The 8,946-nt window shown below is 72.0% G+C and carries 11 protein-coding genes; 7 read left to right on the top strand and 4 right to left on the bottom strand.

Annotated elements, in window-relative coordinates:
• Nucleotides 1–97 precede the first annotated feature (97 nt).
• Together VGD70_RS21910 and VGD70_RS21905 are read left to right on the top strand one after the other, a co-directional pair.
• A complete protein-coding gene (locus VGD70_RS21910; RefSeq protein WP_331084209.1) occupies nucleotides 98–1,078 on the top strand; it encodes a DUF3558 family protein in 981 nt (326 codons plus the stop codon).
• A gap of 153 nt (nucleotides 1,079–1,231) precedes the next feature.
• Nucleotides 1,232–3,010, top strand: a complete 1,779-nt coding sequence (locus VGD70_RS21905) for a 3-hydroxybutyryl-CoA dehydrogenase (RefSeq protein WP_331084207.1) — start codon at nucleotides 1,232–1,234, stop codon at nucleotides 3,008–3,010.
• 1 nt (nucleotide 3,011) lies between these two features.
• On the opposite strand, the gene VGD70_RS21900 is transcribed toward VGD70_RS21905, so the two are convergent.
• Entirely contained in the window at nucleotides 3,012–3,233 is a 222-nt protein-coding gene (locus tag VGD70_RS21900) for a zinc ribbon domain-containing protein (protein WP_331084205.1), read from the bottom strand.
• Between the two features lie 35 nt (nucleotides 3,234–3,268).
• Here VGD70_RS21900 and VGD70_RS21895 point away from each other — a divergent pair, with 35 nt between their 5' ends.
• From VGD70_RS21895 to VGD70_RS21885, 3 genes are all read left to right on the top strand, one after another.
• Entirely contained in the window at nucleotides 3,269–3,571 is a 303-nt protein-coding gene (locus VGD70_RS21895; RefSeq protein ID WP_331084203.1) for a hypothetical protein, read from the top strand.
• A gap of 408 nt (nucleotides 3,572–3,979) precedes the next feature.
• On the top strand, nucleotides 3,980–4,267 hold the full coding sequence (locus tag VGD70_RS21890; protein WP_331084201.1) for a hypothetical protein: 288 nt from the start codon (nucleotides 3,980–3,982) through the stop codon (nucleotides 4,265–4,267).
• A gap of 32 nt (nucleotides 4,268–4,299) precedes the next feature.
• The gene (locus tag VGD70_RS21885) at nucleotides 4,300–4,749 is read left to right on the top strand and encodes a DoxX family protein (RefSeq protein ID WP_331084199.1); all 450 of its coding nucleotides are present in this window, start codon (nucleotides 4,300–4,302) and stop codon (nucleotides 4,747–4,749) included.
• Between the two features lie 140 nt (nucleotides 4,750–4,889).
• Here the strand turns inward: VGD70_RS21885 and hisC are convergent, their stop codons facing one another.
• Nucleotides 4,890–5,942: a histidinol-phosphate transaminase gene (gene hisC, locus VGD70_RS21880; protein WP_331084198.1), complete on the bottom strand. Its 1,053-nt coding sequence runs from the start codon at nucleotides 5,940–5,942 to the stop codon at nucleotides 4,890–4,892.
• Between the two features lie 44 nt (nucleotides 5,943–5,986).
• Here hisC and VGD70_RS21875 point away from each other — a divergent pair, with 44 nt between their 5' ends.
• Nucleotides 5,987–6,715, top strand: coding sequence for an alpha/beta hydrolase (locus tag VGD70_RS21875; RefSeq protein WP_331084196.1), 729 nt, complete (start codon nucleotides 5,987–5,989; stop codon nucleotides 6,713–6,715).
• Here VGD70_RS21875 and VGD70_RS21870 read toward each other — a convergent pair.
• Together VGD70_RS21870 and VGD70_RS21865 are read right to left on the bottom strand one after the other, a co-directional pair.
• Nucleotides 6,712–7,842, bottom strand: coding sequence for an adenylate/guanylate cyclase domain-containing protein (locus VGD70_RS21870; protein ID WP_331084194.1), 1,131 nt, complete (start codon nucleotides 7,840–7,842; stop codon nucleotides 6,712–6,714). The genes VGD70_RS21875 and VGD70_RS21870 overlap by 4 nt on opposite strands.
• On the bottom strand, nucleotides 7,839–8,291 hold the full coding sequence (locus VGD70_RS21865; RefSeq protein ID WP_331084192.1) for a universal stress protein: 453 nt from the start codon (nucleotides 8,289–8,291) through the stop codon (nucleotides 7,839–7,841). Before VGD70_RS21865 ends, VGD70_RS21870 begins: the two co-directional genes overlap by 4 nt.
• 78 nt (nucleotides 8,292–8,369) lie before the next feature.
• Between VGD70_RS21865 and VGD70_RS21860 the strand changes: the two genes are divergently transcribed.
• Nucleotides 8,370–8,810, top strand: coding sequence for a nucleoside deaminase (locus VGD70_RS21860; RefSeq protein ID WP_331084213.1), 441 nt, complete (start codon nucleotides 8,370–8,372; stop codon nucleotides 8,808–8,810).
• The last annotated feature ends 136 nt before the right edge of the window (nucleotides 8,811–8,946 follow it).

Here is an 8,946-nt window from a genome sequence, read left to right as displayed (position 1 = left end):
CGACCGGCTCGTCCGCCACCACGCGGCCGAGGCCCTCGAGAGACGGAACAGGTAGGTTCGCCGCACGTCACCGGCGTCTACTCGATACGGTGCACCTGTGAGGGGAATCCTGCTGGCCGCGACCGCCGTCGCGATCATGGTCGTCGTGTCGGCGTGTGGGGGCACCGTCGACACCGCCAAGGTCACCTACACGCGCACCACCGTGCCCGCCGGCCAGGCCAACACCGCGACCGCGACCGGTGCCCCGCGGTCCAACGACCCGGCCTTCACCGTCGAGAAGCTGCGCACGCTCGACCCGTGCAAGCTGCTCACGAACGACATCCTCGCCAGCGTCGGCAAGCCCGCCAAGAGCAACCGCAACGACTTCGGTGAGTGCTCCAACTACATGGCCGACCCCGACGGCTCGGACCTCAACATCACCCTCACCGTCGGCGACAGCATCACCAACGCCACCGACGCCCAGCAGAACATCGGCGGCCTCCCCGCCCTCGAGAGCGAGCTCGACTCCGGCGACGCGTGCTTCATCACCGTCGTCACCTCCACCTCGCCCAACTTCGGCATCGTCATCCAGGCCGGCGGCGCCGCCAAGGACCTCTGCAAGGCCGGCCGCACCGTCATGACGGCTGTCGTCGACCTCATCCGCACCAACCCGCCCGAGTACGACGTGGCCAAGGGCACCCTGCTCGACCTCGACCCGTGCCAGGCCCTCGACCGCGCGGCGATCACCCCCGCGGTCGGCACGGCCGACGAGGGCTCGCCGTACAACCTCCACTGGTGCAACTGGAACACCGGCACCGCCAGCCTCGGCCTCTGGTTCCGCGTCGGCCTCGACCCGAAGACAGGCGCCAGCGACGCCAAGACGGTCGACCTCGGCAGCGGCGTCACCGGCTACCAGAAGGCCACCGCCTCCGGCGTCGCGAGCTGCGAGCTCCAGTTCGCCCACCGGCCGTTCGGCAGCGGGGACGCCGAGATCGTCCACCTGTTCTACGACAAGCAGAAGCCCGCCAAGGGCGAGGACCCGTGCGTCGCCACCCAGGCGCTCGCGAAGACGTTGATCTCCACCCTGCCGAAACCCTGACGCGCGACCCTGTTCTCGTCGCACAGGCGGGCGGCCTCACCGGCCACCCTGACCTCGCGGCGACCCCGTGAGCCTGGCCACGACCGGGCGGCGCGCTTAGTTACTGGCAGGTAGCATCCGGCCTACCCGGTTTGTCGGTCTCCGGAGGTAGCGATGGCGCGCGAGTTCGGATGTGTCGGAGTGGTCGGGCTGGGCACCATGGGTGCCGGGATCGCCGAGGTGGTGGCCCGCACGGGCATCCGGGTGATCGGGGTCGAGCTCGACCAGGACTGCATCGACCGCGCCCGCGAGCACGTCGAGCACTCCACCGAGCGGGCCCTGTCCGGCGGCAAGCTCGACGCGGAGGCGCGCGCGGCGCTCCTCGACCGGATCAGCTACACCACCTCGCTCGCCGACCTCGCCGACGTGGACCTCGTCCTCGAGGCGATCCCGGAGAGCCTCGAGCTCAAGGCCCAGGTGTTCACCGAGCTCGAGGAGGTGTGCCGGCCGGAGGTCATCCTCGCGTCGAACACGTCCTCGCTGTCGGTCACCGAGATCGGCGTGCACACCGGCCGGCCGGGCAAGGTCGTCGGGCTGCACTTCTTCAACCCGGCGCCGGTGCTCAAGCTCGTGGAGATCGTCCGCACGGTGGTCACCGAGCCGGACGTGGTCGCCGACGTCGAGGCGTTCGCCCGCACGCTCGGCAAGGAGCCGGTGGTGATCGGCGACCGGGCCGGGTTCATCGCCAACGCGCTGCTGTTCGGCTACCTCAACCACGCGGTGTCGATGTACGAGTCCCGCTACGCCACCCGGGAGGACCTGGACGCGGCGATGCGGTTCGGCTGCGGCTACCCGATGGGGCCGCTCGCGCTGCTGGACCTGATCGGGCTGGACACCGCCTACGAGATCCTCGAGACGATGTACCGCCAGTCGCGCAACCGCTTGCACGCGCCGGTGCCGATCCTGCGGCAGATGATCACCGCGGGGCTGCTCGGCCGCAAGTCCGGCCGCGGCTTCTACAGCTACGACGGCCTCGACTCGCCGGCCGTGGTGCCGGACGTGCTCACTCCCGTCCCGGTGTCCGCGGCCGAGGTGTCCACACGGGACGTTCAGCGGGTCGGCGTGGTCGGCACGGGCACGATGGCCACCGGCATCGTCGAGGTGTTCGCCAAGAAGGGCTTCGACACCGTGCTGCGCGCGCGGTCGGCGGACAAGGCCACCGCGGCGCTGGCGGCGGTGCGCAAGTCGCTGGACCGCCAGGTGGTCAAGGGCCGGCTGTCCGAAGAGGACCGTGAGGCGGTGCTGGGCCGGATCCGCGGCGTGGTCGAGTTCGACGAGCTGGCCGACTGCGACCTCGTGATCGAGGCGGTGGCCGAGGAGCTGTCGATCAAGCGGGCGGTGTTCGGCGCGCTGGACGAGGTGGTGAAGCCGGGCGCGGTCCTGGCGACCACGACGTCGTCGCTGCCGGTGATCGAGTGCGCGGCGGCCACCTCGCGGCCGGCGGACGTGGTGGGGCTGCACTTCTTCAACCCGGCGCCGGTGATGAAGCTGGTGGAGATCGTGTCGACGATCGCGACCGCCGAGGACGTGGTGGCGACCGCCCGTGCCGTGTGCCAGCGGGTGGGCAAGCACCCGGTGCACTGCGCGGACCGGGCCGGGTTCATCGTGAACGCGCTGCTGTTCCCGTACCTGAACGACGCGGTGAAGATGCTCGAAGCGCACTACGCGGAGGCCGACGACATCGACACCGCGATGAAGGTGGGCTGCGGGCTGCCGATGGGGCCGTTCGAGCTGCTCGATGTGGTGGGGCTGGACGTGTCGCTGGCGATCGAGCGCGGGCTGTACTACGAGTTCCGCGACGCCGGGTTCTCGCCGGCGCCGCTGCTGGAGCACCTCGTGACCGCCGGCCGGCTGGGCCGCAAGACGGGCAAGGGCTTCCGGGACTACCGCTAGCTCAGCCGCAGCCGCATGCGCCGCCGCAGCAGCCGCCCCCGCCGCCCGCGGGCATCCGGGCGCCCTCGCCGCCGGCGGCGCCGGTGAGCGCGATGGTGGACAGGAGCTTGACGGTGTTGCGGTGGCCGTCCGGGCAGGGCGCGGGGTCGGCGGAGGCGCTCATCGGACGCTGGACGTCGAAGGTCTGGGCGCAGTCGTGGCAGCGGAACTCGTAGGTCGGCACGAGACCATTGTGCCTTGCCGCTACCGTGACCAGTCGTGCCTCGCCGTAACCGGGACCGGCGCGCCCGCCGCACGGAGCCGCCGCCGCCCGCTCCGACCGGCGGCTGGCAGCAGCTCGAGTCGGCCGCGGACGGCGACTGGCTGGTCCGCCGCGTGTCCGGCACCCAGACGGCGAAGACGTACCGCTGCCCGGGCTGCGACCACGAGATCCGCCCGGGCACCGCACACGTGGTGGTGTGGCCGGCGGACGAGACCGGGGGCGTGGCGGACCGCCGCCACTGGCACGAGTCCTGCTGGAACGCCCGGCACCGGCGCCGCCCGACGAGCAGGTTCTGGTAGGTAAGGACCGCCGCGGCGGCTGCCGTCAGGGACCCTTCTCGTCGCTCGCAGCGACCAGCTGATGACCACGACCTCGGCCAACGCCCGGAGCGCCAACGCCGCACCAACCACAACACCGACGAGCACCATGTCACCCACGGCGGGCGCTCCTCTCTTCTTGGACACCGGCCCCCCAGCCGGTTCGGCCGGCCATCGCGGCCCCTGGTCGCGGTGTGTCGGCCGAGCAAGAAGCGGAGCTGCTCGCGATCTGTAGTTGTTGCCGTTTCAGGATGCCTCAGGCCCGGCCGCCCGGCAACGAAGCGCACTCAGCCGGGCCTTTCGAAAAAATCTTGAAGCCGGATGTCTGTCCGGCCGTCGCTGGTTCGACGTGTCAGTGAAGAAGCCCGACGGCACAGATCGGAGAAGCCGATGTCGCACCCACTCGGTTCGCTCGCGGACAACCTGACCGCGTACGCGATCTACGCGACCGCGCAGGCCGAGATGCGGCACGCGTACTCGCTGATCGATGCCGGCGAGCTCCTCGCGGCGGCCGCCGAGATCGAGTCGGCGGCGCGGGCTGCCGACGTGCTGGCCAACGTCAGCGCGTCGGGAGCCGTGGAGCGCACCGCGCACTGGCGGCGCGTCGCCACCGCCCGGCGGCAGTTCGCCGAGCGCGCCCGGGCGCACGCCGCCCAGCCCCGGCTCGCCGCCGCCTGACCTCGCAACCAACCACGAGAGGACACCCCGAAATGACCGCGACCCTGCGCGAGACCACGTCCACGACCCAGCAGCCCGCCACCGCCCCCAAGCTCCAGCCCGTCGTCCTCGGCGCGACCCGCGTCGTCGTGTCGTTCCTGTTCTTCTGTCACGGGCTGCAGGGCCTCTTCGGCGCCTTCGGTGGCGTCGACGGCCAGGGCGGCGCCGTCCCGTTCGGTGTCTGGCCGGGCTGGTGGGCGAGCGCGATCCACCTCGTCGCCGGCGTGCTCGTCGGCCTCGGCCTGTTCACCCGCTCCGCGGCCCTGCTGTGCTCGGGCGCGATGGCCTACGCCTACTTCACCGTGCACCAGCCGATCGCGCTGCTGCCGCTCCCCAACGGTGGTGAGCCGGCCGCGTTGTACAGCTGGATCTTCGTGCTGATCGCGGTGCTCGGCCCGGGCGCGTTCGCCCTGGACAACCTCCGGCGGCGGGTCAGTCGCTGAACGAGCGGGCTGTCGCGCATGCCGCGGCAGCCCGTTTTCGTCTGCTGAGCGCATCGCGAGTTGCGCCTCCGCCGGGCCATCGTCGGCACTACCGCCGCCGGTGGCTCGGTGCGGTCGGCGGTGAGGGCGGCGCCGCCGGGTCAGCCGCTGAACGAGCGGGCTGCCGCGAGGAACGCGTCGTTCTCCTCCGGCAGCCCGATCGTCACCCGGGCGCCCTCGCCGACGAACGCGCGGACGACGACCTTCTGCTCCAGGCAGTGCTCGTTGAACGCGGCCGTCCGGTCGCCGAGCGGCAGCCACACGAAGTTGGCCTGCGACGCGGGCACCTCGAAGCCCAGGTCCAGCAGCGCCGCGTGCACCCGCTCGCGCTCGACGGTGACCGGCTTGCACCGGGCCAGCAGCTCGTCAGCGGTGTCCATGGCGGCGATCGCCGCGGCCTGGGCCACCCGCGAGACCGAGAACGGGATGCCGACCTTGCGCACCCCACTCGTGATCGCCGGCGGCGCGACCGAGTAGCCGACCCGCACGCCGGCCAGGCCGTACGCCTTGGAGAACGTGCGGATCACGGCCAGGTTGTCCCGGCGGTCGGCCAGCGCCAGCCCGTCCGGCAGGTCGGGTTCGGTGACGAACTCGCGGTAGGCCTCGTCCAGCACGACGAGCACGTGGTCGGGCACCGCGTCGAGGAAGCGTTCGAGCTCCGCGGTGTGCAGCGCGGCGCCGGTCGGGTTGTTCGGGTTGGCGATGAACACGAGCCGGGTGTTGTCGGTGATCGCGGCGAGCATCGCGGCGAGGTCGTGCCGGTAGTCGGCGGTCAGCGGGACCCGCACGGGCACCGCGCCGGCGATCTGCGTGACGATCGGGTAGGCCTCGAACGAGCGCCAGGCGAACACGACCTCCTGGCCGTCCGTGCACATCGCCTGCACGAACTGCTGGCACAGGCTCACCGACCCGCAGCCGATCGCGAGCCGCTCCTCGGGCACGCCGGTGTAGGCCGACGTCCGGGCCAGCAGGTCGTCGTTGGCCATCTGCGGGTACCGGTTGGCGCTGGCAGCCGCCTCGGCCATCGCGGCGAGGACCGACGGCGGCGTCGGGGTGGAGACCTCGTTGCTGGACAGCACGATCGCGCCGGGGATCTTGCGCCCGGGGATGTAGTCCGGGAGGTTGGCGAGGTCGGCTCGGACGGTTGGGGCCATGCCCCGCATCATGTCATCCGGCGGTGTTGGATGGTGACGTGCACTTGAGTGATCCGATCGTGCTGCTGCACGCGTTCCCGGTGGACTCGCGGATGTGGGACGGCGTCCGGCCGGCGCTCGGCGAGCGGATGATCACGCCGGACCTCCCGGGTTTCGGCTCCGCGCCGCCGGTCGACGAGCCCGATCTCGGGCTCGCCGCCGCCGCGGTGCTCGACCATCTCGACCGGCTCGGCATCGAGCGGGCGATCGTCGGCGGATGCTCGATGGGTGGGTACGTGGCGATGGCCCTGCTGCGGGTCGCGCCGGCGCGGGTGAGCGGGTTGGTGCTGGTCAACACGAAGGCGTCGGCCGACACCGAGGAGGCCCGCCGCAACCGCTTCGCGATGGCGGCGCGGGCCGAGTCCGCCGGCATCGGCTGGCTGGCCGACGAGATGCTCACGACGCTGCTCGGCCGCACGACCCTCGAGAAGCGCCCGGAGGTCGAGGTGACGCTGCGCGAGCTGATAGCCGGCCAGAAGCCGGCGGCGGTGGCGTGGGCGCAGCGGGCCATGGCCGGCCGCCCCGACTCCTTCGACGTGCTGCGTGGGGCCGGCGCCGAGCTGCCGGCGCTGATCGTGCGGGGCGCGGAGGACGCGCTGATTCCACGCGCGGAGGCCGACCTGATGGCCGGCGCGTTGCCGCGGTCCACCGTCGTGGAGTTGGCCGGCGCCGGACACCTGGCGCCGCTGGAGATCCCGGCCGAGTTCGCCGCGGCCGTGTCCCGCTGGCCCTAGCGGCGGCGGCGCTTCGAGCGGCGGGGGCGGTCGTCGTCGGGCTCCAGGGGGATGTGCGGTTCCTCGTCGGGGGTGTCGCCGACCAGGGCCAGGAGCTCGGCAGTCAGACGCTGCGCGGACTCGGCCAGCGTGGGCGGCTCGTCGCCGGCCCGGCGCAGGGTCCACGAGCGCAGTCGGGCGTAGCCGCGCACCGACGTGGGCCGGCGCGGACGGACCGCGTAGGCCTCGTTGTCGGCCAGGGCCTCGGACAGCTCGCGGTCGATGAGGACCGTGCCGGGGCGGGCGATGCCGGTGAGCCGACTGGCGATGTTGACCACCGAGCCGTAGATGTCGCCGAACCTGTTCAGCACCCGGCCGAGCGCGAGCCCCGCACGCAGCGACGGCACACCGGGGTCCTGCTCGGCGCGCTCGAGCAGGGCGAGCGCGATCTCGGCGCCCTCGGCGGGGGAGTCGGCCACGAAGAGGACCTCGTCGCCGAGCATCTTGACGATCCGGCCGTGGTTGTCGGCGACGACCTCGGCGGCGAGCGCGTCGAACCGGTCGACCACGGCGACCAGCTCGGCCTCGGTGGACCGGCGGGTGAGGCTCGTGAAGCCGACCATGTCCGCGAACCCGACGACCTGCCGGCGCTCGTCGATGTCCTCGTCCGGCGACACCAGATTGCGCACCGAGTACGCCGCGAGGTGCCGCCGCCACACGAAGTCCTGCAGCTGCTCCATGTCCGGCGCGAGGTGCTCGACGAGCCGGGCGAGCTGGCGCTCGTCGGCGAGCTCGGGGTTGGCGGCGACCACGTCGCGCAGCATCAGGACCTGCGACTCTGCGAGCCGCGACATGTGCTGGCCGATCATCCGCGCGCTCGCGATCGCGACCCCGGGCTCGATGATGCCGGCCTGGATCAGGTCGTTCGCGATGCGCAGGGCCCGGATGTCGCCCTCGGTGAACACGGCGTCGCCGTCCGCGGCCGTGGCGAAGCCGAGCGCGCGCCACAGTGCGGTCGCCCGCTCGAGGGGGACGCCGGAGCGCTCGGCGACCTCGGTGCGGGTGTACTGGCGGGCGCCGCCGAGGAGGATGTCCTCGATGCGTTTCTGCAGGGCTTCGACCTGCTCGCCGGCCCGCGGCCCGGTCACGTCGTGTGGACGATGAGGACGTCGACCTTCGACTTGCGGGCGGCCTCGGCGGGCACGGAGCCGAGGATGCGCCCGGCCAGCGTGTTGAGCCCGCGGTTGCCGACGACCAGCAGGTCGGCCGAGCGTTCCTGGACCACCTTGGTGAGCGTGGGCACCGGCTCGCCGTCCACGACGACCGTGTCGATCTTCGTCGCGCCGGCCTTCTTGGCCCGCTCGGTGGCGGTGCGCACGGAGTCCTCGGCCGGTGTCGAGCCGACGACCTGGTAGGCGACGTCGTCCCCGAGCTCGTCCTGGGCCTTGGTGACGTCGTCCGGCCGGGCCGGGTGATAGGCGCACGCGATGACCAGTGTCGCGCCACTGTCCGCGGCGATCCGTGCGGCACGATCGACCGCGAGGTAGGAGGAGTCCGAGCCGTCGGTGCCGACGACCACAGTTTGGTAAGCCGCCATGTTGCCTCCCGTTATCTACTCGCCGGTAAACCTACCGTGTCCCGCAACGGGGGCGCAGAACGTGGTTGGGTGATCGCCATGGACGTGGCGGGGATGCTCGAGGTGGCCGTCGACGAGGCCCGGCGCGGGCTGGCCGAGGGCGGGATCCCGATTGGTGCGGCGCTGTTCGGCCCGGCCGGGGAGCTGCTGGGTAGCGGGCACAACCGTCGCGTGCAGGATGACGACCCGTCGATGCACGCGGAGACGGCGGCCTTCCGCAACGCGGGCCGGCGGCGGCACTACCGAGACACCGCGATGGTGACGACGCTGTCGCCGTGCTGGTACTGCAGTGGGCTGGTCCGCCAGTTCGCGATTCCCCGCGTGATCATCGGCGAGGCGCGGACGTTTCATGGCGGGCACGACTGGCTGGCCGAGCACGACGTGGAGATCACCCTGGTCGAGGATCCGCGGTGTGTGGACCTGATGACGGAGTTCATCGCCGCCCACCCGGACCTGTGGTACGAGGACATCGGCGAATAGACGCCTCCGGCCCCCGGTATCAAGTTTACGGCGCCCCACCGACAATTCCGGCGCGCGTGTGATCGAGCCTGTGGACAACCGCGCGTTGAATCGGCAGGCGGCCTCCGGCCCCCCGGAATCCAGCGTAGTGCCGCCC

Origin of the sequence: Actinophytocola sp. (assembly GCF_036402745.1) — a bacterium.
Taxonomy (GTDB): Bacteria; Actinomycetota; Actinomycetes; order Mycobacteriales; family Pseudonocardiaceae; genus Actinophytocola.
This window is presented reverse-complemented; position numbering and strand designations above follow the sequence as displayed.

Coding starts and splice junctions, on each gene's coding strand:
- VGD70_RS21905 (WP_331084207.1), top strand. CDS start 1,232: ATGGCGCGCGAGTTCGGATGTGTCGGAGTGGTCGGGCTGGGCACCATG.
- VGD70_RS21890 (WP_331084201.1), top strand. CDS start 3,980: ATGTCGCACCCACTCGGTTCGCTCGCGGACAACCTGACCGCGTACGCG.
- VGD70_RS21885 (WP_331084199.1), top strand. CDS start 4,300: ATGACCGCGACCCTGCGCGAGACCACGTCCACGACCCAGCAGCCCGCC.
- hisC (WP_331084198.1), bottom strand. CDS start 5,942: ATGGCCCCAACCGTCCGAGCCGACCTCGCCAACCTCCCGGACTACATC.
- VGD70_RS21865 (WP_331084192.1), bottom strand. CDS start 8,291: ATGGCGGCTTACCAAACTGTGGTCGTCGGCACCGACGGCTCGGACTCC.
- VGD70_RS21860 (WP_331084213.1), top strand. CDS start 8,370: ATGGACGTGGCGGGGATGCTCGAGGTGGCCGTCGACGAGGCCCGGCGC.